Genomic DNA, 25,648 nt, shown 5'->3' on the forward strand with positions numbered 1-25,648 from the left:
TCTCGCGAGGCGGTGCTGCTGGAACTGCTGGACCACTTCCCTCCGGAGTGGTTGACGGAACTGGCGGACGAGTTGGCCGCCGTCGGCTCCGGCACAACCTGCTTACCGGCGGACACCGTCGTGCCGGACCTCACCCTGCGCGGCGTTCGCTGTGGGCGACCGGGTGCCCGTTTCGGGTGGTGCCGCACGACAGTGCGGTGAATCCACGTCGCCGTGCCGCACCCGGGCGGGACGCTGGTGTCCTGCCGGGTCGCCGTCCTTCGTGGAACCGGGGCGACCCGGGAGACAGGCCGAACGGTTCCTTTCCGAACGGAGAAGGTCGCCATGACCCAGACGGTCGACACTGGTCGGTGGACCGACGGACTGTTGGACGAGATGCGCGGGATCGGCGATCCGGTGGCCGACCCGGCCATCGCCGAAACGTACGAACTGGGGCAGGAGCAGCAGGTCCGGCAGGCGCTGCTGGGTTTCGAGCGGAACCGGGACACCGCGCCCGCCGACCTGCCGCCGTTGCTGACCGACTACTTCCGGCGCACCGCCGTGCTGCCCGAATGGGCGGAGCCGGCGCTGATCGAACGCGGGCACGGGCTGCTCGGCCGGTACCAGGCGCACCTCACCACCACGCTGCTGTGCGCGTCCCTGCCGCTGTGCTACAGCTGCGGCAACGGCGCCGAGGTGCTGGGCCGGTCGCAACGGTTGACCTCCGGCGTCTACCGCAGGCTGATGGAGACCAGCCAGTTCATCCTCGACGTGCTGGACACCGGAGGTCTCGGGCCGACCGGCAACGGGTTGCGGTCGGCCCAGAAGATCCGCCTGCTGCACGCCACGATGCGCTACCACCTGGGCCGCGGCGGGGAGTGGGACACCGCCGCGTGGGGCGTGCCCGTCAACCAGGAGGACCTGGCCGGCACGCTGATGAGCTTCTCGGTGGTGATCGTGCGCGGGCTCAAGAAGCTCGGCGTCGACCTGCCCCGTGCGGACCGGGACGCCTACTTCCACATCTGGCGGGTGATCGGCCACATCCTCGGCGTGGACGACCGGGTCAACCCCTCCGGGTTCGACGACGGTTCCCGGCTGGTCGACGCGATCCTGGCGCGGCAGCAACGGACGTCCGACTCCGGGGTCTCGCTGACCAAGTCCCTGCTGGACTTCGTCCGCGAGACGCTGCCCGGTTCGGATCTGGCCGGCGTCGGCCCGACCCTGATCCGCCACCTGGCCGGCGACCAGGCCGCGGACGTCCTCCGGGTGCCGAAGGCGAATCCGCTGACCGGCTTCGCGCTCGCCTCCCAGTCACCGCTCAGCGGCGTGTACGGAAAGACCGGCGACACGGTGCCGCCCTTGGCGCGGCTGTCCAACGAGCTGGGGCTCGCGGTGTTCCGGCAGGGCCTGAAACTGACGAACAAGGGACGCCGCTACGAGTGGCAGGTCCCCACCGGTCTGGCGCCCACCACCTGACAGCGCCGAGCGAGAGTGCCCTGATCGGGGAGGAGCCGTGCCCCGGCGTCGGACGCCGAACCCGGGGAACCGCATCAGCCGTCCACGGCGACTTCGGTCGGATCGTCGGGGTTGTAGCGCACCGCGATGTCGGAGCGCAGCGCGGGCGGGGGGCCGTCGAAGTCGACGCCCTCCGCGTCGACGTGCGTGCCGTCGGGCATCGGTACGCGGACCGTCAGCTGGACCCATCCGTACTCGCCCTCCCAGGTGTCCACCACCTGCCCCAGGACCGGGATCCCGCGCAGCGCCAGGAACGCCCTTCGCCGCGCCAGGGCACGCGGTCCCGTCCACACCAGGATCATCGCGGAGAACATCAGCACACCGACGTAGGGCAGCACCTCGACCGACCATCGGGGCAGCAGCCCGATCCTGTCCAGGGCCGGGCTCCCGACCGCGATCAGCAGGGCGAGGCGCGGCACCAGGTACCAGAAACCTTCTCCACGACTGCGCCGATGCCCGGTCAGGATCGTGCCCAACGCCAGGACGACGGCCATCGCCGGTAGCGGGACCGGGTTGCTCAGATCGGTGAACAGCCAGACCGCGAGCCCGAACTGGAGGACGTCGAGCCTGCGGTAGCGCAACCACCTCACGATCACCATGTCACCAGTTCGGAACCGGGTGGGCAATCCACCGTACGGTCGGCGGGATCCGGCCTCGACCGTCCGCCCACACGCCTCCCCGCCTACCGCCCACCACGACTGTTGACACGCCGCCAGTACCGGCGATACCGCTTACGTTCGCGACAGCATCGCCGCAGCCAGGACGCGCCTCAGGCACTCCCCCACCTCTCCCGGCGAGGTGGCGGGGCCAGGCTCCGATGCCCCCAACCGGAAACCCGCCCCCTTGGCCCCGCCCCACCGCGATTCGCTGCCCGACGACACCGCCGTGCTTCCTGGCGAACCGCTCCACGCGGAGCGCGCCGGCTCGATCACACCGGCGACACCCCGACCGCCGAGCACCCCCCGTGCCCTCCCGGAAGCCGCACCCCCGGCGGCATCACCTGGCCCAGCGCCCCCGGACGACGCCGTCACGTCCGCCGACAAGACGTGTTGAGCGCGGACGCACCTCAGGACGCCGGGACGAGCGATCCAGGCCGACAGGCGGCCTGAAGGCGGCCGACCGCACCCGTACCCGCCCCGGGCCCGAACCGACCTTCCGGTACCGCCGTTCGAAGTCCGAACGCCCGGTGACCGCGATCGAGGTGTCGACCGTCGTGGTCGCCCACGGCAAGGCCCCCGCGCCGGCCCGTGCCCGGTCCACCCCGAGCCCGCAACGGACAGCACCCCGGGAAGGGCGAGCCCGGCCGGAGCAGTCAGGGTCTTCGCCCGCCCGAAGATCGAGCCGTCCAACGTGCTGCGGTACTCCAGCCGAGCGGCTCGGCGCTGATGACGAACCCGCGTGATCACGGTCGACTTCCCCCTGGAGTTCGTGGATGAGGCAACACTGCCGGCGGGCTCTACCCGCCCGGTACCGGCGCGCTACCGCCCCGGGCGCGATCGGCCGTTCCGCGCAGCCGATTCGCCTCTGCGGCAGCCCTCACCGCCACCCGGTACCGACGGGCTTGCGAACACCGCGACGAGGCAACCCGGTGCCTAGCAGAGCGCCCGGACGACCAGTGGTTTCCCGGCGGACGGGGTCGAGGCGGTCTCGCAGCGGAAGCACGTCGTGCGCTCGTCGCCCAGCGAGGCGAGGTGGGTGCGGGCGTAGCCGATGTCGGCCAGTCCGGCCGGGTAGGTCTCGACAGCGCGCTCCCAGCACCGCCGGGCACCCTCGACGTCGTCGCGCGCGAGCAACAGGTGGGCCGCCCCTTCCAGCGCACGGGCCCGGTACCGGATCGACTGATAGCGCTCGGCCATCTGGCCCACCTCCGCGAACACCCGCTGGGCCCGGTCGAAGTCGGTCAAGAGGAAGAACGCCTCGCCGAGGCAGCTGAGGGCTTCGAACTCGACCTCGCGGAAGCCGTACTCCCGCGCGATCCTCAACGCGCGCCGGCCGTGCTCCACAGAGGCCGTGAGGTCGCCCGACTGCCGGTACACGGAGGACATGCCCTGCAACGCCATCGCCTCGCTGAACGCGAACCGGTCCGCGGTGGCCTCGGCCAGCACCTGCTTGAACGTGCACAGAGCCACGTCGTGATCGCCGCGCAGGTGCAGCACGGTGCCCAGGACGCCTTCGGTGATCAGCCTGTCGCGCAACGAGTGCCCCGGCATCGCGAGTGCCCGGCGGAGGTGGTCGAGCGCCAGGTCGACGTCGCCGAGGTCCCGGCAGAGCACCCCGAGGTTGTTCACGACCGCGGAACGCAGGCGGGTTTCCGAGGACCCGATGAGCAGCCGGTCCGCCTCCAGGTACAGGTCACGCGCGTGCGGCAGGCGGTCCGTCCGGAACATCAGGTTACCGAGGTCGACGGTCTGGTGCGCTTCCCGATCGGTGTCGCCCACTCGTCTGATCAGTTCGAGCGCGCGGTCCAGGTGCCCGATCGCCTCGGTGACGGTCCGCTGCTCCTTGCAGGCGGCCGCAAGTCCCTGGAGGGAGATCGACTCACCGAACTCGTCGCCCGCCGCACGCGCGGCTTCGGCCGCGCCTTTGTAAAGCTCGTAGGCCTTTCCACCGAAGTTGCGCAGCTTCAGGTACGGGTGCAGCGTGCACACCAACTGCCATGCTTGCCGATACCGGCCGCGTTGCATGGCGAACAGCGCAGCCGCGGCGAGGTTGGTGAACTCGGCGCTCAGCGCGTCAACGGCCTCTTCGTAGGAACCGACCTCGCGGATCTCTCCCGGTACGTGGTCCACCTGGGGTGCGTGGCGGAAGATGCCGGGATCCAGACGTCCGCACCACGTGTGCGCCAAGTGGAGGTGGTAGTCGAGCAGCCGGTCCACGGCGGCGTGTTCTTCCTGCTCCGCAGCGACTTCCGTGAGCAACTGGCCCGCGCAGTCACCGATGAGGTCGTGCAGGTGGTAGCGCCCGGCGACGTTCTGCTTCAACAGGTTGTCGTCGAACAACGACTCCAGCGCGACCACCGCCTCCTCGACGTCGATCCCACCGAGCGCGGCGGCCGCGTACGCGTCGAAGTCCGCGCCCGGATGCAGGCTCAGCAGCCGGAAGAGGCGCTGTTGCGATGGCGTCAGGTAGCGGTACGACACCCTCAGCACCGCCATCACGCTCTGGCCGCCCGCCTGCAGGAACTGCGAACGCTGCTTCTGCGTCCTCAACCGGTTCACCAGGTCCGCGACCGTCCAGCTCGACCTGTCCCGCAGCCGCGCGGCGGCGATCCTGATCGCCAGTGGCAATCGCCCGCACAGCTCGACCACCGCTTCGACGGCGTCCGGCTCGTCTTCGGTGCGGTGCACGCCCGCCACGGTGGTGAACAGGGAAACCCCGTCTTCCGTGGTCATCACGTCCAACGAGAGCGGTATCGCGCCGTCCAGCGCGCTGAGCTTGCGGCGGCTGGTGACCACCACCAGCACGCCCGCGGTGCCGGGTAACAGGGGTTCCACCTGACCGGCATCGACGGCGTTGTCGAGCACGAGCAGCGCGCGCTGCCCGGCCATGCGCGAACGCCACAGCGCACTGCGCCGGTCCAGGTCCCCCGGCACGAGTTCGGGCGACACCCCGCTGTCGAGCAGCAACGCGTCGAGTGCCTGCTCGGGCGTGACCGGGTCCATCCCCGGGCTGAACCCGCGCAGGTCGATGAAGTACTGCCCGTCGGGGTACTCGCCCGCGACCCGGTGGGCGAGGTGGACCGCCAAGGTCGTCTTGCCCACCCCGCCCATGCCGTCGATGGCGGAGATCACCAGCGCGGTCGGCAGCGCGTTCTTGGTCCCCTCGACCAGCTCTACGAGTTCGGCGGCCCGCCCGGAGAAGTTCGTGGTGTCGTGCGGCAGGTAGGACCTGGTCGGACGCTGCCGCGCGGCGGCCTCCTCCAGTTCGTCGGCGGGCGGCGTGGCGGAGTCGGCGGTGCGGCTCAGGATCGCCGCGTGGATCTCGCGCAACCGCCGGCCCGGGTCGAGGCCCAGCTCGTCGGCGAGCAGCCGCTTGCCCTCGTCGTAGACGGCCAGCGCGTCCGGCTGCCGCCCGCTGCGGTGCAGCGTGAGCATCAGACTGCCGCGCAACGACTCCCGTATCGGGTGCTCGGCGACCAACTGCGTGAGTTCCCCGACCAGGGAGGCGGATTCCCCCGCCCGCAGGCGCAGGGCGAACAGTTCCTCCAGGCAGAGCAGCCGCTGTTCGTTCAGGTTCGCCGCCGCGCTCTCGATCGCGCTCCCGCCGAGGCCGGCGAAGGCGTCACCACGCCACACGGCGAGCGCGGATTGCAGCAGCTCCACGGCTTTCGCCAGTTGGCCCGACTGCTCGGCCCGCTTCGCTTCGCGCATCGCGGTGACGAACTGGTGGGTGTCCACGGCGTCGTCCGGTACGTCGAGCCGGTAGCCCAGCTCGGTCCGGACCAGCCGGACACCCCCGTCCTTGCCGCCGAGCGAACGGCGAACGGCACCGACCGCGTTGTGCACCTGCTGCTGCACCGACGTCGGCGGCTCGCTCCACAGCTCGTCGACCAGCCGGTCCACCGGCACCACCCGGCCGGGCTTGAGCAGGAGCAGGGCGAGGAGCTTCTGTTGGCGCGATCCCCCAATCCGGATGCGTTCGCCCGAGACGTACACCTCAAGCGGACCCAGAACCCGAAACTCCGCCGCCATGTCCCTCCCAGGCTCCCCACCCGCCGGGTCCGGTCTCACCCACGGCCGGGACCGGAGCGGTAGTTCGTTGGTCTACGGATGGTAGCATCGGATACACTCTCCGCTGCGCGCGTGGGGGCGCGGAGCGCGCGAATCCAGGGGGAACTGATGGGGCGTTCGTTCTTAGCCGGGTTGACTTTGGCACTGGTGGCACTGGCACTGCTGGTGGGCACCGCGATGTTCGCAGTGGAGCCGGTGGCCGAGCCGTCGGTCAACGCAGTGGTGCACACCGTCTTCGACGACAGCATGAAAGCGCACTGATGCCCCGAGGGCCTCACGGTGAGGCCTCGGACGCGGCTCGGGCGGTGCGCAGCGCCATCCTGACCGGAACCTTGCTGTTGGCCAGCTTGACCATCTCCGTGGTGGCGCAGCTCGACCTGGGCGGGGTGAGTGGCCGGTTGGCCGGATATCAGGTGCTGTGGCCGCAGAACTGGTGGTTCTTCACCGGTTTCCACCGGCCCACACCCACCGCGTACCGGATCGAGCCCGCCGCGGCGGATCTGGCTCCCAGCGACGAACGGCACAGCAGGGCCGAACGGCTGTGGGGGTTGAACCGGATCGACGACGTGCGGCAGACCGAGGCCAAACCGCTCGCCCGGCTCGTGCCCGACCGCTACTGGCAGACGTGTTCGCAGGAGCTGCTGACCGCGTGCGTGAACGAGCTGGACCGGGGTTTGTCCTACCGGGTGCGGAATCCGGCGCGCCGGCCGGCCGTGTGCGGGCCCACCGCGATAGCCGTCGAGATCGCGGTGGCGCCCGACCCCGGCCGGCTGCCGGACCGCCCGAGCCGGGTGGCTCAGGTCGCGTTCACGGAGGTGGAGTGCGCGGGGCGTTAGCGGGTCACGTGCGTTGGCTGCGGCACGTTGTCGAGCAGGCGGAACCGCGTGCGCGGTCGCTGGCGCTCGGCCGCACGCTGATCGCCGCCGTGCCGCTGGCCGCCCTGCTCGCCAACCCGGATTCCACGCTGTTCTCGGCCACCGCCGAGGCACCGCGCTGCGCGGGCGTGCGCGCGATGTCGTTGTGGTGCCTGATGGGACCGACCGACACCGGTCTGCTGCTCAGCCGGATCCTCTCGATCGCCGTCCTGGTGGTCGTCGTCTCCGGCTACCGCCCGCGGTGGACCTGCGTGCCGCACTGGTACATCGCGTTCAGCCTGAACGTGAGCGCATCCATCACCGACGGCGGCGACCGGATCTCGCAGATCGCGGCCATGCTGCTCATCCCGATCTGCCTGGGTGACGACAGGCGCTGGCAGTGGCCACCGCCGACAGCCCCGCTCGCGCCGCAGTGGCGCGGCAGCGCGTTCGCGGGCCTGATCGTGTTGAAGGCGCAGATCTTCGTCATCTACACCACTGCGGTCGTCACGAAGCTCAACGACCCGCTGTGGCGACAAGGCAGCGCCATGTACGTCGTGGTGCACGACCCCGACTACGGATTTCCCGCCCCGGTGCTGGCGTTGCTCAAGCCGGCGCTGAGTTCGTTCCCGGCGGCGGCCGCGGCCACCTGGTCCGTGATCGGGGTGCAGGCGGTCCTCGCGGTCGCGATCCTCGCGGGAGCGCGACTCCGCAGGGTCGTCCTGGTGCTCGGTGGCGGCCTCCACCTGGGCATAGCGCTGCTGATGAACCTGCCGGTCTTCGGGATGGCCATGATCGGGCTGCTGATCTGCGGCACGGTCGTGCTGAACCCGCCCGACGACGACGTCGACCCGGTCGCCGCCGACAGTCGGGTCGGGCCGACGACTACCCGCTGACGAGATCGCGGACGACCGCCCGCCCGACCAACCGCAGGAACTGCGCACGGCCTGCCGCATCAGGGTCGCCGAGGCCGTACACCACGTGCCTGCCCTCCTGCGGCAGCCGGGTGATCAGCGTGTCCTCGTTCAGCGCGACCAACTCGAACTCCTCGTCGGCCTCGTCCTCGTCCGTCGACGACACACGGACCCACGTGCGGCCGTCGGCGTCCACGTGCACCACCCATTCGCCGGCGGAGGACCGGTACGTTCCGACAGCCCGGTTCGCGTCGACGGGCTGGAGATTCTGCGGAGGAGCGGGAAGTTCGGGCTGGCGCACGCCCGCCAGCTCGTGCAGCAGGTGCCCGAAGACCTCGGTGAACACCGGGTACACGTCGCCGCCGTTGGTCAGCATCGCCACCGCGACACCGGCTTCGGGTACTACCCGCAGGAACGCACGTTGCCCCATCGTGTAGCCGCTGTGGCCTACCACGACAGGACCGCCGTAGTCGGGCATCGACCAGCCGAGGCCCCAATGGCCGTTGATCAACCCGGGCTCCGGCACCTCGACCTGGGGCTCTCGCATCGCGTCGTACTCCGACGTCGACAGGTGGTGCTGGACGAAGCAGAGCAGGTCACGCGCGCTCATCGCGAGCATCGCACCGACAGGAGCCGTGGAAGGCACGAGCGACCACTTCTTCACCGGCTCAAGCGGTCCGTCCGGCCGCACCAGCTCGTGCCCGACGGCGGGCAAGCCCAGAATCGCCTCGTCGACGCACGTCGCGGCGTGGGCCAGGCCGAGCGGGGTGATCAGGTGCTCGCGCAACGCACGGTTGTAAGGCTTCCGGCGCAGCACCTCCACCAGCCTGCCCAGCACCACGTAACCGCTGTTGCAGTACGAGAAACACTCACCGGGTGCGAAGAACTGGACGGCGTCGGCGAGGGTCTCGACGTACTTCCGCACCGCGTCGTCGTCGCGGCCGGTGTCCGTCCAGATGTCCCCGTCGAAACCTCCCGTGTGGCTCAGGAGTTGCCGAACGGTCACGGTCCGGCTCGCGACCTCGTCGGCGAGCCGGAACCCGTCGAGGTACTGGGACACCGGCCGGTCCAGGTCGACGGCCCCTTCGCGCACCAACTGCATCACCAGCGTCGCGGTCCACACCTTGGTGATCGAGCCGATCTGGAACAACGCGTCGCTGGTCACCGGCACGCCGGTGGCGAGGTTGAGCACACCGGTCGCGGCGTCGACGACCTCCCCGTCCACCAGCACCGCCACCTGGATCCCGGGCAGGCAGTTCCGAGCCGCAAGCTCTGGCAGCACCTCGCCGATCCACTCACCAACGGCTCGCGCCCGACCAGCCAATTCCCCGCTCCTCTACTCAGCGCCTCCCGCTCAATGCGCGCTTCCCCCCGAGACTACTGCGCCACACGCGCCCGGCAAGGACAAACCAGGCACGTCGATGTCGGTGCTGCCGACCTCACCGATGGCGGGACCGGCGCTGTCGTCCTGCGGCCCGGACCGCCGACAGGGACACGGCCACCCCGGGGACGGACCAACGGCACGACCGATGACCAGCGACTACCAGGTGTTCCCGAGCCTGGGCGTGGACAAGGGCGAACACCGCGCCGCGATCATGGACCCACCGGAAAGCGCTGCACGACAGACCGCTTCCCGAGGGCGAACCGAAGCAATGTCCGACAAGCGCGCCGCCCGATGCCGCCCGGTCACCGGGTGGCCTCCCTGCCCGATCTGGCGATGCGCCGCCTCGCCGACCGCCTCCGCAGCCTGCCCGCCGGCAACCACCCCGCACTCGAACGCGCCATCGGGCCAAGGCCCACCCACCCGGCCGTGCCGGAGATCCTGTCCCGCTGCCCGACCCACAGGGCACGGTCGAGACCAGATTGTCCGAACTGCTGTCCACACCGGACGCCAGACTCGCCAACGCCACGGGCGAGGCCGGCGCTGCCGGTCGACGCGGCATCGGACACACCTGGGTACTCCCCGATCGGATGGCAACCGGATCTGGCCGAGCGGTGCGGCGAGAGTCCTGTTAAGACGTTCCCGTGGGTGTGCAGTCGAAGAAGTCGTTGGCCTTCGCAGCGTGGATGTCCGCCTCGGTGGGGGTGACCGGGACAGTGCTGCTCGCTTCCTTGGCCGGAGCGGTACCGACTGCTGCGGTGCAGGCGGTGCCGGCCGAGGCGACGCTGGTGCGGTTGACCAACCAAGAGGTCCCGGCGATCGGGTTGTCGGCGTTCAGCGGTCGCTACGGCACGGCTGTCAGCCCGGCGATCGGAGTGGACGACAACGGGGACTTCAGCGACCCCGACGGCGTCCTGACCCGGATGACGATCTCGACGGACACCACCCGGACGTCCGCCCAGGCGTCCAAGACCTACGCCCAGGCCCAGTTGACCGGGCTGGAGGTGCTGCACAACCAGCGGGCGTTGATCAGGGTCGGGCAGGCGGTGGGAGGGGTGGCGTCGATGGACTCGTACGCGGAGTGCGAACCACCGCCGATCGGCCCGTTGGCGCTGGCCTACAACCGCACGGACGCGGCGGAGATCACCGTTCTGGGGCACCTGGTGACAGTGGGCGTCACGGAGGTCCCCGTCACCGGGGCCGAGCTGGGGGTGGCGGACATCGGGGCGAGCGTGCTCACCGTGACAGTCGCCCCGCATCAGGATCCGGCCGACCAGTCCCCACAGGCGACGGCCGAGGCGTGGCTGGACATCGAGGTGGACGGCAGGTTCTACGACACCTCCGGCACGCTGCTCTACGACGGCGATGTCACCGACATGCGGTTGGGCGAGGTGAGGGTGGAGTGCGAGAGTCCCCTCCCGACCACCACCACTACCACCACCACCACCACGACAACCGTCACGACGGATTCGTCCACCACCACGACCGGCGAGACCACGGTGCCGATCACCTCGACCGGGTCGACCACGACCGCGACCGGTGTCACGACCGTGCACTCCACGCCACCGACGGGGACGTCGATCGTGGGCACGTCACCAGCGCGAAACGGTCGCCGTGACGGAGAGTCGGCGCTGGCCGCCACCGGACTGGATCAGGGGTGGCCGCAGCTCGGCCTGGTCGGGCTGGCGCTCGTCGCCGTCGGACTGGCCGGGATCCTCGTGGCCCGACGTGGGTGGAAGCCGTAGCGGCGGCCCGGCACCGGCCGCCGCACGGCTCTCACGGGACGGTCGCGGAGCGGTCGAGGGGCTGTTTCGTCGCGTGGAGGCGGTTCAGCCGGTCAGGCCCGCCACGTTGGCGCGGTCCGCACCGAGTTGGACGTAGGTCCGCGCCCACTGCCGGTCGGGGTCGGCGGGCGGTTGCCCGTCGCAGAAGGGTTTGCGTCCGTGCGCCGTGTAGTAGCGCAGGAGGGGAAGCGTTTCGTCGGTGCGGCGCAGGTTCTCGTCGGTGTAGCGCGGTCCGGGCGGTGCGGGTTGGTGTTTCAGGCAGGTGATGTCGGCCGCGCCTTCGGTGTCGAAGATCGGGCCGGGGTCGGCCGTGGTGGTGCAGGCGGTGAGCAACGTGGCCGCGCACAGGGCGAGGGCGGTGGTGCGCATGGTGGCTCCTATCCGAGGGTGGCGCGCACGGTCAGCCCGAGGCCGACCAGCAGGACCAGGGCGGCGGTGACGGTGGGCAGGGCGGTGAAGCGGTCGCGGAGGCGTTCGGCGGCGGCGAGTCGGTCACGCAGCCGGACCAGGAGCAGGCCGACCGCGGTGAGGGTGGCGGCCATGCCGATCCCGTAGCCGATCACGAGCAGGACGCCGAACCAGGTCCGGCCGAGAGCGACGGCGCCGAGCAGCACCACCAACGCGGAAGGGCTGGGCACGAGTCCGCCCGCGACCCCCATGCCGACCAGACCTGCGCGGCCGACCCGATGCCCATGCCCATGTCCGTGGCCATGCCCATGTCCGTGGCCATGCCCATGTCCGTGGCCGTGCCCGTGCCCGTGGCCGACGACTGCGGGGTGTTTGGCGGCGCGCAGCGCGGAGCGCAGCAGAACCGCTCCGATCGTGGCCACCAGGAGGCCGCTGAGGACGCCCAGCACCCGCAGCAGCGACTCGCCCGCCAGGGTGCTGGTGGCGCTGATCACCAGGCCGATGACGAGAACGCCGAGGGTGTGGGTGAGGGTGACCGTCGCCCCGACCACGACGGCGTCGCGGGTGGTGCCCTCACGGCCCGCGAGGTAGGCGGCGATCACCGTCTTGCCGTGGCCGGGCAACGCCGCGTGGGACGCGCCGAGCAGCAGGGCCAGCAGCACGGCGAGCACGCCGACCAACGGGGTGAGGTGCTGTTCGCCGACCAGGTCGGTGAACGCGCGGGTCGCGGTGCCGAGCAGCGAGGTGCCGCCCGGTCCGGCGACCGCGCCCGACGCGGTGGAGGTGCCGGGTTCGACGCGCAGGCTGACCGACCGCACGTCGAGCGGGTCGGACAGCAGGTCGTCGGGGTAGGCGCGCAGGGTGTCGCTGGTGCTCGACGCCGGCACGGGGGGATCGACCAGCGCCGTGCCGTCGCCGACGGCGGTCATCTCGTGCCAGCCGACCCGGTCGCCCCGGTACGCGTCGCGCACGTCGAGCACCGCGCTCCGGTCGAGGTCGGCGGTCGCGGTGAACGAACAGGTCAGCCGGGTGGTGGCGAGCCCGGCTTCGCCGCCGGGAGACTCGACGTCGGCCGAACGGGCGGTCAGTGCCAGCGCGCCGCCGTCCACGCGCACGTCCATGTCTCGCCGCAGGACTTCGCACTCGCGGGAGGCGTAAGCGGGTTGGGCGGCGGGGTGTTCCTGGAGCGTGGGGATCTCGGCGAGGTCGATCACCGACACCAGGTCGACGCGGTCCGGGTGCACGGTGATCGCGTGGTGGTGGTTCACGGTGAAGTTGCCCAGCGGGTGCGCGGAGGCGACGGCCGGGGCCAGGACCAGGCCCAGTCCGGCGAGCAGCAGCACCGCGACAGCCCTCATCGCAGGCCCGCCAGTGCCGCGCGGGCGGCAGGGGCGTCGACGGGAGAGAAGTGCGGGTTGATCGTCAACGCCCGGTCGAGGGCGGTCACGGCCTCGTCGGTGCGGCCCAGGCCGGCGAGGATCACGCCCCGGTGGAAGGCGAAGGCGGCGTTGCGCCACCCGGTGCGTCCGGCGAGGTCGGCGTACTCGACGGCTTCGGCGTCGTGACCGTTCAGGTGCAGCGCCCAGGCCAGGGCGTCGGCGACCAGCGGGTGGTTGCGGCGACTCCACTCCTGACGTGCCGCGGCCAGCGCGGTCGCCGGGTCTCCCCGGTCCGCGGCGACCGCGGACCGGGTCAGGTCGTCGTTGCTCCCCGCGTTCGCGAGCAGTCGTTCCTGGGTGGTCAGCAGCTCGAACTGCCGCGAGGCGTCCCCGGTGCGTCCGGTCGCGCGCAGGAGGTTGGCGTACTCGTGGACGTACTGCGGTGCCGGGACGCGCGCGACGACGTCGGCGTACCCGGCCAGTGCCTCCTCCAGCAGGCCGCGCGCGGCGGCCGCCTTGGCGCGGCCCTGCACCAGCGGGACGTCGTGCGGGTCGACGAGCAGTCCCCGTTCGTACTGGTCGGTGGCTTCGTCCAGGTCGCCGTTGTCGAAGGCGAGTTCGCCGAGGTGGTAGCGGATGAACAACACCTCGGCAGGTGTCGACGCGGCGTCGAGCGCGCGGACGAGTGCGGCGCGGGCGGACTCGACCTCGCCGCGTTGTTCGAAGTCGTAGGCGGCGCGGGTGAAGGCGGGGACGCCGGGTTCCAGGTCCACCATGTGCTGCACGGCGGCGCGCGCGTCGTCGGTGCGGCCGAGCTGGGTCAGGGCGTCGGCCAGGACGCCGTAGACCTCGGCGGTGTCCGGCAGCGCGAGGCGGGCCTGCTCGGCGTGGTCGCGGGCGGCGGCGAAGTCGTGGCGCGCGTTGGCCAGCGAGCCCAGGCCGATGTGGGCGGCCCCGTTGTGGTCTGGCCGGTAGCGCAACGACGTGTCCAGCGCGCCCTGCGCTTTGGCGTAGTAGGCGGGGTCCCCCGTCAGGCGCGCCTGTTCCACGTAGGCCGCGCCGAGTCGTGCCCACGTCTCGGCGTCCTCGGGGACGCGGCGCAGGCGCTCCTGCGCGGCCGACACCGTGCGCGCCACGCCGCCGCGCGCGACGGGTGTGGACGGCGACGCGGGCGGGTCGTCGCGACGGGACGCCGTCACCGTCGTCACCAGCAGCACGACGCCCGAGGCGATCACCAGCAAGGCCAAGATCCTGCGCCTGGTCATGACACTCCAAAAGGGAGGGTGCGGCAGGCGAGCCGCAGCGGACGCACCTGCCGCGAGTGGTGCTAGGACATTGCCGGAACAGTCCACTGAGGACGCCTGCGCAACAGCCAGGCACCGGTACCGATCAGCAGTGCGGCGAACGCCGCGTTGAGCACGAGCCCGGCCGGGAGACCTCCGCCGCCATCACCGCCGCCACCGCCACCGGCAGGCGGGACAGCCCCGCCGGCCGTGGAGTTGACCGCCGTGTTGTGCGGCAACGCCACGTACGGGAACGTCGCGCCGAACGCCTTGTCGTTGGCGTTCACCTTGTCCCCGGCCGCCAGCGCGGGCACGATGCCGGTGACCGCCGCGCCCTCCAGCGCCTGCACGCCGATGTCCACGACGTCGTCGGTCAGGCGTCGCCCGTTCGGGTAGCCCTGGAGGTCGTTGGCGAGCACGCCCAACCGGTTCGGCGTCGCCGTGGGCGGCACGGACACGTTGAGCCGCAACTGCTCGGACGGCGTGAACCGCCGGGGGTTGACGTCCGCGTTGTTCAGCTGCGAGTTCAAGTCGGCCTTGATCGGCCCGCCCAGCTTGGTCGTGATCCCGGTCAGGAAGATCTCGACCAGGTCGTTGCGCGGTGTCGCGGGCGCGGGCAGGCCGTAGATCGCCTGGATCAGCCTGGGCACCTCCGGGTCGGTCACCCGGTTCACCAACTCGGGGACCTTGCCGTCCCGGTCGGGTGTCAACGCGTTGAACCTGTCCTTCAGCGCCGCGGGCACCACCACCTCGTTGACCAGCGGGTTGCCCAGTCGCGACACCTGCACGAACGGGCCGAACGCGCGCGATTCCCCGGGGCTCAGGGCCATGGACTGCCGCTCGGTGTCGCTCCACACCCCGATGACCGGGTTGCGCGCCGCGTCGCCCTTGAGCGCCAGCTGGGACTTGGGGACCTGCAACGCGATGGTGTTGACGTTGTACCCGGCCAGGGTGTCCTGCCCTACCTCGGACAGGTTGCCGCCGTAGAGCAGGTCGAACACCCGCAGGTCGAGGAAGAACGCGTCGTCGGCCTGCCCGACGTAGCTCTTCCCGCCGCCCGGCACGTCGGTCACCGCCTGCGCGCGCAGCGTGCCGTAGTCCGGCATGGAGGCCGGGCCGGTGTTGGACGGGGCCACCTTCCCGGAGCGGATCAACTTGCGGTCGCGGCCGTCGGCGTCCCACAGCTCCAGCGTGTAGGACTGCCTGAACAGCAGGTTCTCGTCGTCCAACGACGTGACCGGGCCGTTGTCGTAGAGGAAGGTCGACTTCCCGCGCCGGTCGTCGGTGCGGAACGTCCACCGGTAGGTGAGGTCGGCGCGCGCGTCGCCGTCGTTGTCGATGTTGATGTCGTAGTGGGCGTCGGTCGCCCACGGGTAGAAGTTCGGCCCGCCGTTGGGCTCCTGGAACGGCGACCAGTTCGCCACCAACGTCACCATGTCGGGCTTGTCGGGGCTGACGAACGCGTACACGTCCGTGTTGTCCACCGCCGGATCACCGGCGATCAACGGCGCTTCCCGGTGGCTCGACGCACCGGCCGGCCCGGAACCACCGATCAAACCGGCGGCGAGCACCGTGCTCCCGACCGCGATCAGACTTACCGCCACGCGTCGTCGACGACGCGTGGGAGGAGGTGCTGACATGCTCCATCCCTTCGGATCGACACCTGTCCGGGGCGCAACCCGCCGCACGGACAGGACGCAACCGGTTCGGCAAGGGACGGGACACGGTTCACGGGTTCACTCGATCGCACACTTGCACTGTGGTGGCAATAGCAGGTCGGGTGCCGAACCAGCGGAGACCCACAGCCGCCGATCCCAGGCGAGGTCGGCGGGAGCAGCAGGCCCTCGGGCACCTCTCGACGTGTCGCCCACGCCGTCGACGACCGCCTGACGGCGGGGTCCCGCGAGACCAGCGCCGGTGGCCGTGACGAACTCATCACCGCCCAGACCACCTGACGCCGTCCTCCTGCGGGCGCGTACCTACGTCAACGCCAACCTGTCCGCGTTCCGGGTCCACTCGGTCGCCCAGGCGGCGCCGAGTCCGCCCTCCTTCACCAGGGTGGTGCCGTTGTCCAACAGGACACCGATCCGGTTGCCCGCCAACACGACGTCGGTCGCACCGCTCGGCCACTCGGTGACCCAGTCCGCGCCCAGCCCGCCTTCCTTCACCAGCACCGCACCGCTGTCCAACCGAATGCCGATCCGGTTGCGGGCCAGGGCGACGTCGGTCGCGTTCCCGGTCCACTCGGTGGCCCACGCCGCGCCGAGATCGCCCTCCTTCACCAGGACCGTGCCGTTGTCGAGCCGGATCCCGATCCGGTCACCGGCCAACGCCACGTCGGTCGCGCCACTGGGCCACTCGGTGACCCAGGCAGCGCTCAGCCCGCCTTCCTTCACCAACACCGCACCGCTGTCCAACCGAATGCCGATCCGATTACCGGCCAACACGACGTCGGTCGCACCGCTCGGCCACTCGGTGACCCAAGCGGTGCTGAGCCCGCCTTCCTTCACCAACACCGCACCGTTGTCCAGCCGAATGCCGATCCGGTCGCGGGCCAGGGCGACGTCGGTCGCGTTCCCGGTCCACTCGGCGACCCACGCCGCGCCGAGACCGCCCTCCTTCACCAGGACCGTGCCGTTGTCCAACCGGACACCGATCCGGTTGCCGGACAGGGCGACGTCGGTCGCGTTCCCAGTCCACTCGGTGGCCCACGCCGCGCCGAGACCGCCCTCCTTCACCAGCGCGGTGCCATCGGTCAACCGGACACCGATCCGGGCGTCGTACCGGGTGCGCAGGGTGAGGCCGTAAGCGTTCAGGATCGGGGTGAGCGGCTGGAAGTAGGTCGTGCCGCCGTCGCGGCAGTTGCCGCTCCCGCCGGACGTGACGCCCTGGGCCTGGTCACCCGTCATGAACGGCCCGCCGGAGTCACCGCCCTCGGCGCAGGCGCTGGTGCGGGTCAGGCCGAACACCGCGCCCTGCGGGTAGTTGACGGTCTGGTCGACCGCTTCGACGACACCGCACCGCACCCCGGTCGTGGACCCCGAGCGGCAGACCGAGGAGCCCACCAAGGCTTCCCGGGACCCGGCGACCGCGCCCAGACCACTCACCGCGGCCTGCGGCGACCAGTCGGACGTGGTGCGGACGTGGGAGTAGTCGTGGCCGGGGAACGAAGCACCGGACCAACTGCCGAGCGCGACCCCACCGGCCCCGGTGAGCGGCCCGGAGGTCAGGGTCCGGCAGTGCCCGGCGGAGACGAAACCCGGCTGCGCGGTCACGGCGTCCTCGACGGCGAAGCCCACCGAGCAGCGCGAGGAGCCGATGTAGTACGGGTCGGCGCCGTTGAGGTCGGAGAACAACGCGGGCCGCTGCCCGGAAGCCGCGAACGTCACCGCGCCGACGTCCACCCCGGCGTCGGCGACGAACCGCTGCGCGGCATCGAGCCGCCCGGGCTCGTGGACCACGACGACGCCGTTGCGCGGCAGGTCGACGTACCACCCCGAAATCGACGCCGGAACCGCTGCGGCAGCGCGGTCGAGGGCCGACTTGAGCCCCTTGAGCTGTTGTTCGGCGCGCCCGACCGGCACCGGTCGGGCGCCGGCATCGCGGACCGCCCGCGTGGCGTCCGGGGTGGTGACGCCGACCACGACTTGCCGACCGTCCCCCGATATCCAGGCACCGCCGAACCCGGACCCCAGGCGGGACCGCAGCACCTCTTCCGTCCGGGGTGCGGCGGCTTCCAGCGCCAGCCGGTCCGACATCCGATCCGGCGAGATCCCCACGTCGCGCCGCAGCGCGACGGCGACCGGGTCCGAAGGTTCGGCCGAAGCGCCCGTCGCGACGGCGACCGGAACGCCGCTCGCGAGCAGCAGTGCGACAAGAAGGCTGGTTGTTCGACGTTGGCGCATGTTCTCCCCTTGCTGGACAACCGTTCCGCACGTTTGCTTCATCGTGCCAAGAACGAACGGAGCGCCGACAGAACCAACACGGGTAACCCTGAATGCCTTGTCCCACCACAAGGTTCACCTGTACGGCTGTGTCGTCGGCGGTGTCCGGGCGCGCCCGTCCGGAGGTCTGCGCTGCGGCGAAGGCGGCCTCGTCGGACACCTCCGAGGATGCGGCGGTGCGGGCTCCACGCGCCCGTGCCCGAGCCGTTCACCGCCGATCCGCACGACCACGGGATCACCGTTCTCAATGGTCACCCGGGCGACCCATACGAAAATTGGTTGAACCAATCGGCAGATGACCGCAGCCGCGCGGCCTGCTGTGCTTGAGCGGGCCCGCACCGGGCCCGGCTGCGGCGAAAGGTGGAACTCCGTGAAGATCGGGAAGATGCTCGGTGTCGCGTCGGCGACGGCGCTGGCGATGACGGCCCTGGCCGGGCAGGCGTCGGCGCAGGACTCGCCGTTCTGGTCGTGCCGCAAGGTGCCGGCCGGCTACACCTACACGATGGTGCGCGCCGACCAGGGGTGCGAGCCCCTGTACTACGTCACGTTGCCCCGGACCGGGTTGTGGGCGTGCAAGGTGACCGCAGGATTCACCTACACCGCGACCCGCCCCAGTTCCAACTGCCGGCCCGACACCGACGTGCAGTACCTGCTGGCCGCCGTGTAGCCGCACCGTGCCCCACGGCCAAGCGGCCGTGGGGCACGGACGGCTCGTGCGAACGACGCTTGCCCTCCACCGTGGTGAAGAACAGCCAGAACGACTGTCACGCGATCCCCACCACTGCGGGGTAGAAGTCCAACAGCACCAGCCGGTCCCGCTCCGACCACGACTCGTAGCCCACTGAGCGGGGATCAGGTCAGGTCGCGGAGCCTGTCCAACACGTTGTCCGGGACGAACACCGCGTCCTCACCGACGTCGACCTGCCGGAGCTGGGCGCGAGTCGCCGCGTTCAGGACCAAGCCCTGCACGACGTAGCCCCCGTCCGTCCGGTACAGAGCAGGGCAACCGTCGCCAGAACCGCTTCCGTCGCCACTGTTGAGGTCTTTCCAGAGGAATTCGAGTTCCACCAGACCAATCCCTTCGTCCGGTCACCACGTTGGCGAGGTGACCCGATTTCACCGTGTCGCCCGGTGAGAGCCGCCGCAACGGCCAGACCACGAAGTTCACCCGCTCGGCCCCGGGGCTGTCGCAATCGACCGTGATGCCTCGATCCTGGCCCGCGAGCTGGGCCGACGGGCAGCCCTCAGCCCCCGGGCAACCTCGGCCAACGCCTCAAGAACACCGGCATCCACGCGACCCAGTTCTTACAGTTCGCGTTCAAGACGCGCTGCGACCTGCCGGTAACGACTGACCGGCACCAGGTGCACCCCGTCGAAGGCACCGCTGTCGCGGATGGCCAGGACCTGATCGCACGCGGCGGCCACCCCCGCGTCCCGGTCGCGTTCGACGTCGGCGACGAGCTGGTCGGGGATGTCGATGTCCGGGATCTTGGCGGCGAGGTCGCGTGCCATGTTCGCGCTGGCCAGCACCATCACCCCGGCGAAGACCGGTACGTCCAGCGAAACGCTCTCCCGCCAGCGCAGCAGGCTGTCCAGGGAGTAGCTGACCTGGACGAACACGAAGTCGGCCGTGGCCTTCCAAGCGGGCAGCGGGCGCAGCCCCGAGGTCACCCCGACCCGGAAGGGGCCACAGCCGTCGAACGTCGGCTCCTCGGCCGCGGCACGCGCTTCCTCGACCATGGCCCGCACCGTCAGCTCGCTGGTCCGCCCGCCCTCGGTCGGCTTGTCGCCGTAGACGAACAGGAACCGGTCGACCCCATACGCGGCGGCGGTCAGCAGATCCCGGCGAAAACCCAGCAGATTGCGGTCACGGGAGTTGAGGCAGGCGATCCCGCGCGCACCCATCGCCTGCACTTCGTGGGCAACCGCCACGCTCGACACCGTCGCCCGCCCGATGTGGTTGTCCGGGATCAGAAACGAGTCCGCCACCGGGTTCAGCACCCCGATCTGGTGACGCACCCGCGTCAGATCCGGACGGGTGGGCGGCTCGATCTCACAGACCAACTCAAAGCCGTGACTGGACATGCTCAGACCCTACCGACGCTGCCCAAGGCGGGCATTCAGAAAGTTCTGATCTCCGACGGTGCCATCAGCCCCACGACGGCATCCGCGAACTCACGCTGCGACGGCGGCGCACAGCCGTTGGGCGACTCGGCGGGTCCGCCGCGGTCCGCCGGAACTTTCCCCGTCGCCATCAGTGGCCTGGCACGATCACCCGCATGGGGATCAACGCGGGCGCCACGACCGTCGCGCCGGCCCAGGGGTTCCTGGGAGGCGGGGCGGTCGGCGCGTCACTGGCCTGCCTGGTCGTCGGCCTGATCGTCGAGAACGGCGCCCTGATCGGCACGGGTCTGGGCGTGCCCGCCGTCTGCGGGCTGTTCCTGCTGATCGCGGGTGCGCGGCGGCGATCGCGGGAGGGTGCGATCGCGCCCCGGGTGGCGCTCGCGATGATCGAGAGCCGCGACGTCACCGAGAGCGAGGAGCCGAGCAGCGACGTGTCGGTCCGCTTCGACCTCACGGTCGCGCCGGACGACGCGCCGGCGTACCGCGTCGAGGTCACGCAGGACGTCCACGTTGCCGACCTCGGCGACTACCGACCGGGAGGTGTCCTGGTCGTCCGCTACCCGCCGGACGAACCGTGGCGGGTGCGGATCGTGAAGCGACCGACACCCCAGTGGGAGCAGCGGGCGATCGACGCCCGGCTGGTCTCGGCGGCCGGGCCGGTCCTGGCGAGCGAGCCGGAGGAGCGCGGCTCCTGCCTCGTCACGCTCCTGGGACTGCTGCTCGGCGCGGCCGTCGTGGTCCTGCTGTTCCGCACGGACCTCATGGCGCACAACGCTTCCCCACCGCCTCCTTCCCCTCAGACGCACGACGTCCCCGACCAGTCGACGGTCGAGTTCGCTCGCGCGAGTGCACCGGCCGCGCAGTTCGGCACGACCGCGTCGGAGACGGACGCAGGGGGTCATGTCGTGCGCAGCACCCCCGCACGGTGACCCGCCGGCGGGTCGTCATCCCCGAATGATCAGGAGCGAAGACGCATGGACTGGCACGTGTGGCCGGCGCTGTGGTGCGGGGTGTTCGGCCTGGTGGCGCTGGTCGGCTACGCGCGGTCGTTGGCCGGGATGACGCGGGCGCAGCGTGAGGTCCGGGTCGTCGGTCGGGTCGAGCGGGTGCGCGAACCCCGGCACGGCAGCTCCCCCGGTGCCGGGATCGACGTGGTCGTGACCTACCGCGACCCGGCCACCGGGCAAGCGCGGACGGTGACGAACGACGACGAGAACGGCGAAACGATCACGGCGGCCTGGGTCGGTCGGGAGATCGGCGTCCGCTACCCACCCGGGAGGCCGCACGCCTACCGGCTCACCGCCTACCTGGACGACAGCGGGCGGGGGCTGGGTTGGCCGAGCTTCGCGGTCGTCCTGGTCTACGCCGGGCTGGTGACCTTCGCGGCGATCGGGTGGGCCTGGCCGTGGGCGCTGATCGGTGTCGGCGTCCCGGCGGCGATCCTCACCGCGTGCTACCTCCCCGGCGCGACGAGCGCCGCCCGCCGCCGCCTCGCCAGGCTGGACGCCATGTCCGCCGTCCCCGGCCGGGTCGTCGCCGTGCTCAAGCGCGTCAGCACCGAGGACGGCCACACGTCGACCCGTCTGGTGCCGGTGGTCGCCTTCACCACCCTCGACGGCACCGCCGTCACCGCCCACCTCCGCGCGGACCTGCCCGACCCCGCGCACTCCAACGGCCGCGCCGTCACGATCCACTACGCGCCCGACGACCCGGCGGTCTTCACCACGGACGTCGAGGCCGAGCGGCGCGCGCAGAAGGCGGACCCGGTCATCGTCGTGCTGATCCTCGTCGTCCTGGTGGGAATCGCCGTCGCGGGCGCGATCGCGCTGTGACGGCGGCGGTGGCGATGCCTCGCAGACCCGCCCGCCGATCGGGTCAGTACTGGTCGACGTTCAGCCGGTCCAGGTAGCGGTCGAGCAGTTCCGGGGTGAACTCCGGCTCGCGGATTCCACTCGGGACCAGGTGGTGCCGCAGGGTGTCGGTGCCCCACCGGTAAGTGTTCTGGTACAGCTCGACAGTGGACTGCCCCTCGTGCATGTCGTCGGTGAACATGCCGCGCAGCGGGTAGAGCGGGGCCGTGGGGTCGTTCTCCCACAACGAGACCCACTGCCGGTAGGGCAGCACGGCGAAGTCCTGGCCGCGATGGCGGCCGACGAGTTCGAAGAACTCCTTGAGGGTCATCGCCCGCTCAGGTGAGGGGACGAGGTTGAACCGACCGCCCAGCGCCTGCGGCCGCCGGGAGACCGCGGCGATGGACCGGGCCATGTAGTCGACCGTGGTCAACCCCTCGCGCAGCTCCCGCAAATCGGGGATGGCGTTCAGGGCGGTGCAGGTCTGCACGAGTCGTCCCCACCACTGGTAGTCCGCGCAGTGCCCGGTGCGGCTGTGGCAGGTCGCATAACCCAGGCGGAAGGTCATCAGCGGGAGGCCGTGATCGGCGGCCAGGTCCGCGATCTTCTCCATGACCCACTTGCTGCGCACGTAGCCCAGGTCGGTGCTGACGGCGGGCAGGTTCTGGTCGATGTCGTCGTCCTCCCGCATCAAGGTCTTGCCGGTGAACAGGTGCCCCCAGCTGAACACGGAGATGGTGGAGAGCAGGACCAGCGCCTTGGTCCGGCCCTCGGCGGCGAAGGCAATCACCTGTCGCAGCCCCTCCACGTTGTCGCGTTTCATGTAGGAGTAGGGCTGGATGAAGTTGACGGCGCTGGCCGAGTGGTAGACCACGTCGACCTGCTCGGTCAACCGCAGGTAGTCCTCGTCGGCGAGGCCCCAACGCGGTTCCGCCAGATCCGCGACGTGGACCGAGATCCGGTCGAAGTCGAGGTCGACCTGGTAGCGCCGGGCGACCCGGCGGAGCCGCTCGGTCGCGAGCGCGACGTCGGTGCCCCGGACGGGCAGGTGCAGGTGGGCGCGGGTGGTGGCCAGCAGCTCCGCGAGCAGGTGGATGCCGACGAACCCGGTGGCCCCGGTGAGCAGCACGTGCCGGGGACGTGCGAGCACCTCCGGGTCGAAGTGGCCGCTGACCGCGAAGCCGGGCGGCAGGTGGATGTCGCGTCGCAGCTCGTGCACGGGTTCGCCGTCACCGCCGCCCGCCTCGTCGCCGGCGCGGCGTTCCAGCTCGGCGGCGAGGGATCGCACGCTCGGGAACTCGTACACGTCGCGGATCCGGGTCTTCACCCCAACGCGCGCGGTGATCCGCTGGACGGTCGAGGCCGCCAGCATCGAGTTCCCGCCGACGTCGTCAAAGGTGTCGTCCGCGCTGAAGTGGTGGTGCCCGAGCACCTCCTGCCACACCGAGGCGATACCGCGCTCGACGTCGTTGTCGAAGCCGTCCTGGTCTTCCCCGGACGGCCGCCCGGTCGGCGCGAGGCGGTGCAGCGCGGCGTAGTCGGTCTTGCCGCTGGCCGCAGTGGGCAACTCCGCGAGCAGGCGGTAGACGGCCGGTCGCATGAAGTCCGGCAGTTCCCGCCGCAGGCCGGCGCGCACGTCGGTGACGAGACGGTCCTCCGCCTCGGACGGGTCGCCCGGCACCAGGAACGCGACGAGCCGCTTGTTCGCCGCCCCCTCGCCCTCGGCGACCACCGCCGCCATCTGAACCCGGGAGTTCTTCAGCAGCGCGGCTTCGACGTCGCCGGGCTCCACGCGGTAGCCCCGGATCTTGATCTGCTCGTCACGGCGGCCGACGAACTGGAGGGTGCCGTCGGGCAGCCGACGCGCCAGGTCGCCCGTGCGGTAGAGGCGTCGGTCGAGCCGCCTGCTGTACACGAACCGCCGGGCCGTGAGCTTCGGGCTGCCCAGGTAGCCGCGAGCCAGGCCGGCACCCGCGAGGCACAGCTCGCCCACGTCGCCCGGTGGCACGTCGTCAAGGACGTCGTCCAGCACGAACGCCTCGGTGTCGGCCACGGCAACGCCGATGGAGGACGGTTCGTGCTGGCTGTGCGGCGGAACCACGCGGTAAGTCGCGTAGATCGTCGCTTCCGTCGGTCCGTAGTAGTCGACCAGCTCGTACGGCAGGTGAGCGGTCTCCAACGGGTGCAGCTTCTCGCCGGCGCAGAACAAGTACCGCAGCCGCAGCGACGACGGCTGCGGCGCGTCGGCCAGCAGGGGCACCAGGGCCGTCGGCGCGTAGGCGTGGGTGAGGCCGTGCTCGGCGTAGAAGTCGAGCAGCGCAGCCGGTTCCGCGCGGACCTCCTCGTCGACGACGTGGAGCGTGGCCCCCGACCCCAGCGCCGACCAGATCTCCCACTGGGACACGTCGAAACCCACGCCGACCATCAGCGTGCTGCGGCAGCCGGGTCCCATCGCGAAGCGCTCGTTGTGCCACTCGATCAGCCGGGCCAGCGCCCGGTGCTCGGCCACGACCCCCTTCGGCTCTCCCGTGGTGCCGGAGGTGAAGATCACGTAGACGGCGTCGCCGCCCTGGATCTCCGCCGGTTCTGGTCGCACGTCGTGGTCCTGGCCGAGGATCGCCTGGACGTCCACCGCCGCACCGGTGTCCTCGTCACCGCACGCCGCCGCCAGCACCGCCTTGGGCCGGCACTGCGCGATCATGCTCTCGCGGCGCTCGGCCGGATACTCGGCGTCCACCGGGACGTAGGCGGCACCGCACTTGGACACGCCCACCGTCGCCGCGATCAGTTCGACAGAACGTTTACCCACCAGGGGAACCAGATCTCCCGACCCGACACCCCGGCGACTCAGCCAACCGGCGATCCGGTCGGCCGATTCGGCGAGTTCGCGATAGCTCACCGCCCTGCCGCGATCGACCACTGCGGTGTTGTCGGGATCTTTCCGGAGAGACTGCTCGAACATGTCGAGTACCAGGTTGCGGGACAAGACACTCCTCCTTCTGATGGTGGTGAAATCAGGGCTCACTACCCGCGTTCCCGGACCTGCCGGTGCGGAACCGCCTCACTGGCCGACTCACCCAAGCGGCTCCGGCACGGATGCGGGACCCGACTGGCGCTCCCGACCGACATCGGTGTCCTTGCTGACCCGAAGAAGTGCTTACGTGGCAAGGGTTTGGACAGGAAGCGCGGTTCACCACACAACGGTGGCTTGGAATCCCGCCGCGCACGGGCAGCTGCCGACCACGTGAAGATCTTCGACTCCACCGAGGTGCGTGATCCACACCTCCCGCGAGCCGGTGCTAGTGAGCGAGGAACGAATGCCGGGCCGCCGCCTCACGCCACGGCTGTGGCCACCACCCGTGACCAGAATCCGATCGTGTCGTCGCCCTGTTCGACGGTGACGGCCGGCTCCGGAATCATCCGCACGACGTTGCCGTGTGAACCGTGGTGCTACCCGGACCGGCCTCCCCGATCCAGCCGTGCGCTAGATTGGACACCCGGCG

At 70.9% G+C, this 25,648-nt stretch carries 18 protein-coding genes; 7 read left to right on the forward strand and 11 right to left on the reverse strand.

Translation table 11 applies throughout. From position 1 onward, the window contains the following. The first annotated feature begins 324 nt into the window (after positions 1-324). The gene (locus tag AC0HI0_RS17340; RefSeq protein ID WP_480933408.1) at positions 325-1,455 is read left to right on the forward strand and encodes an oxygenase MpaB family protein; all 1,131 of its coding nucleotides are present in this window, start codon (positions 325-327) and stop codon (positions 1,453-1,455) included. Between the two features lie 74 nt (positions 1,456-1,529). Here AC0HI0_RS17340 and AC0HI0_RS17345 read toward each other — a convergent pair whose 3' ends face one another. Then, a complete protein-coding gene (locus AC0HI0_RS17345; protein ID WP_480933409.1) occupies positions 1,530-2,093 on the reverse strand; it encodes a hypothetical protein in 564 nt (187 codons plus the stop codon). A gap of 993 nt (positions 2,094-3,086) precedes the next feature. Next, positions 3,087-6,185, reverse strand: coding sequence for an AfsR/SARP family transcriptional regulator (locus AC0HI0_RS17350; RefSeq protein WP_480933410.1), 3,099 nt, complete (start codon positions 6,183-6,185; stop codon positions 3,087-3,089). Positions 6,186-6,571: 386 nt separating this feature from the next. Between AC0HI0_RS17350 and AC0HI0_RS17355 the strand changes: the two genes are divergently transcribed. Both AC0HI0_RS17355 and AC0HI0_RS17360 read left to right on the forward strand, forming a co-directional pair. Further along, positions 6,572-7,060, forward strand: coding sequence for a hypothetical protein (locus tag AC0HI0_RS17355; RefSeq protein ID WP_480933411.1), 489 nt, complete (start codon positions 6,572-6,574; stop codon positions 7,058-7,060). Then, positions 7,045-7,974, forward strand: coding sequence for a sporulation-delaying protein SdpB family protein (locus AC0HI0_RS17360; RefSeq protein WP_480933412.1), 930 nt, complete (start codon positions 7,045-7,047; stop codon positions 7,972-7,974). Before AC0HI0_RS17355 ends, AC0HI0_RS17360 begins: the two co-directional genes overlap by 16 nt. On the opposite strand, the gene AC0HI0_RS17365 is transcribed toward AC0HI0_RS17360, so the two are convergent. Beyond that, a complete protein-coding gene (locus AC0HI0_RS17365) occupies positions 7,964-9,274 on the reverse strand; it encodes a serine hydrolase domain-containing protein (RefSeq protein ID WP_480933413.1) in 1,311 nt (436 codons plus the stop codon). The genes AC0HI0_RS17360 and AC0HI0_RS17365 overlap by 11 nt on opposite strands. 743 nt (positions 9,275-10,017) lie before the next feature. Between AC0HI0_RS17365 and AC0HI0_RS17370 the strand changes: the two genes are divergently transcribed. Then, positions 10,018-11,118 carry a hypothetical protein gene (locus AC0HI0_RS17370; protein ID WP_480934568.1) on the forward strand — a complete coding sequence of 367 codons (1,101 nt, stop codon included), beginning with the start codon at positions 10,018-10,020 and terminating at the stop codon, positions 11,116-11,118. 84 nt (positions 11,119-11,202) lie between these two features. Here AC0HI0_RS17370 and AC0HI0_RS17375 read toward each other — a convergent pair whose 3' ends face one another. The 5 genes from AC0HI0_RS17375 to AC0HI0_RS17395 form a co-directional block, all read right to left on the reverse strand. After that, positions 11,203-11,526 (reverse strand): hypothetical protein, encoded by a 324-nt coding sequence (locus AC0HI0_RS17375; RefSeq protein ID WP_480933414.1) that lies wholly within the window; start codon positions 11,524-11,526, stop codon positions 11,203-11,205. An 8-nt stretch (positions 11,527-11,534) separates the two neighbouring features. Further along, positions 11,535-12,923, reverse strand: a complete 1,389-nt coding sequence (locus AC0HI0_RS17380) for a High-affinity nickel-transporter (protein WP_480933415.1) — start codon at positions 12,921-12,923, stop codon at positions 11,535-11,537. After that, positions 12,920-14,209 carry a tetratricopeptide repeat protein gene (locus AC0HI0_RS17385; RefSeq protein WP_480933416.1) on the reverse strand — a complete coding sequence of 430 codons (1,290 nt, stop codon included), beginning with the start codon at positions 14,207-14,209 and terminating at the stop codon, positions 12,920-12,922. The genes AC0HI0_RS17380 and AC0HI0_RS17385 overlap by 4 nt, the downstream gene beginning before the upstream one ends. Positions 14,210-14,271: 62 nt before the next feature. Continuing rightward, entirely contained in the window at positions 14,272-15,831 is a 1,560-nt protein-coding gene (locus AC0HI0_RS17390; protein WP_480933417.1) for a DUF4331 domain-containing protein, read from the reverse strand. Between the two features lie 375 nt (positions 15,832-16,206). Further along, the gene (locus AC0HI0_RS17395; protein WP_480933418.1) at positions 16,207-18,132 is read right to left on the reverse strand and encodes a S1 family peptidase; all 1,926 of its coding nucleotides are present in this window, start codon (positions 18,130-18,132) and stop codon (positions 16,207-16,209) included. 409 nt (positions 18,133-18,541) lie between these two features. Between AC0HI0_RS17395 and AC0HI0_RS17400 the strand changes: the two genes are divergently transcribed. Beyond that, on the forward strand, positions 18,542-18,838 hold the full coding sequence (locus AC0HI0_RS17400) for a hypothetical protein (RefSeq protein ID WP_480933419.1): 297 nt from the start codon (positions 18,542-18,544) through the stop codon (positions 18,836-18,838). A gap of 185 nt (positions 18,839-19,023) precedes the next feature. On the opposite strand, the gene AC0HI0_RS17405 is transcribed toward AC0HI0_RS17400, so the two are convergent. Continuing rightward, positions 19,024-19,239 carry a hypothetical protein gene (locus tag AC0HI0_RS17405; RefSeq protein ID WP_480933420.1) on the reverse strand — a complete coding sequence of 72 codons (216 nt, stop codon included), beginning with the start codon at positions 19,237-19,239 and terminating at the stop codon, positions 19,024-19,026. A gap of 237 nt (positions 19,240-19,476) precedes the next feature. Then, positions 19,477-20,256 (reverse strand): methylenetetrahydrofolate reductase, encoded by a 780-nt coding sequence (locus AC0HI0_RS17410; RefSeq protein WP_480933421.1) that lies wholly within the window; start codon positions 20,254-20,256, stop codon positions 19,477-19,479. A gap of 194 nt (positions 20,257-20,450) precedes the next feature. On the opposite strand from AC0HI0_RS17410, the gene AC0HI0_RS17415 reads away from it, so the two are divergent. Then, the gene (locus tag AC0HI0_RS17415; protein ID WP_480933422.1) at positions 20,451-21,224 is read left to right on the forward strand and encodes a hypothetical protein; all 774 of its coding nucleotides are present in this window, start codon (positions 20,451-20,453) and stop codon (positions 21,222-21,224) included. A gap of 45 nt (positions 21,225-21,269) precedes the next feature. Then, a complete protein-coding gene (locus AC0HI0_RS17420) occupies positions 21,270-22,127 on the forward strand; it encodes a DUF3592 domain-containing protein (RefSeq protein WP_480933423.1) in 858 nt (285 codons plus the stop codon). A 43-nt stretch (positions 22,128-22,170) separates the two neighbouring features. On the opposite strand, the gene AC0HI0_RS17425 is transcribed toward AC0HI0_RS17420, so the two are convergent. Continuing rightward, positions 22,171-25,107, reverse strand: a complete 2,937-nt coding sequence (locus AC0HI0_RS17425) for an amino acid adenylation domain-containing protein (RefSeq protein WP_480934317.1) — start codon at positions 25,105-25,107, stop codon at positions 22,171-22,173. Positions 25,108-25,648: the final 541 nt, after the last annotated feature.

It is taken from the genome of Saccharothrix sp. NBAS 001 (genome assembly GCF_056640475.1).